At 54.5% G+C, this 714-nt stretch carries 2 pseudogenes; both read right to left on the bottom strand.

Annotated elements, in window-relative coordinates:
• Positions 1-121: 121 nt before the first annotated feature.
• A pseudogene (locus tag M0412_RS26425) lies at positions 122-376 on the bottom strand (IS110 family transposase); the annotation flags it as partial.
• 100 nt (positions 377-476) lie between these two features.
• Positions 477-714: pseudogene (locus M0412_RS26420) on the bottom strand (IS481 family transposase); the annotation flags it as partial.

The following is a 714-nucleotide window of genomic DNA, read 5'->3' as shown; positions in this document are numbered from 1 at the left end:
ACACACTCTGAAATAATGCGGAGGAACATCGACAAGAACGGCGAAAATCCGCCGATCAGGCCGCGCTCCTCCGCATTACGACGACCTCGTGATTAGTAAAGTTATGCTCACCTCGCCATAACTTGACAAAGGGCTTAACGTAGGCCGGCGGGATCAAGCGAACATCATGGCCAAGTTTGCCGATCTCACGCGCCCAGTAATGCGCGGTGGCGCAGGCCTCCATCGCGACGATGCATTTGGGCAGTTCCGTAAAGAAGGTGACGACTTGGCCGCGAGACAGTTTCCTGCGCAAGACCACACTTCCATCGCTTCTGGCGGCATGAACCTGAAACACCCGCTTTGCAAGGTCCAGGCCAACGATGCTAACTTCCTTCATGGATGCTCTCTCCTCTAAGTGACGTTCTCGCGAACGTCACTCTGGCACATTGCGATGCCGTCGGGAGGGGGCATCCACTCCATCAGCTCTCAGTGCAAATCAACACCCGCACCCTTGTCGCGTCATCAATGGCAGTGAACTGGAAGCGTCGAACCTTTTCACCGCACGCCCCTTTAAAAGTCAGGAACTTGACGTCCATCTGAATGTGGTGGAGATAATATTTGCTCCGGAGATGGAGAACCTTCTCTTCGATCTCGATAGGCGTTCTGTTGGCGTGCCATTTAGGAATGGGCGGGTGATTCACCAAACCGGCGTCGCCGTGTTTCCGATAGGCTTCA

This window comes from Agrobacterium sp. O3.4 (assembly GCF_041414895.1).
Lineage (GTDB): Bacteria > Pseudomonadota > Alphaproteobacteria > Rhizobiales > Rhizobiaceae > Agrobacterium > Agrobacterium cucumeris.
The sequence above is the reverse complement of the archived record's forward strand: the minus strand, read 5'-3'. Positions and strand labels throughout refer to the sequence as shown.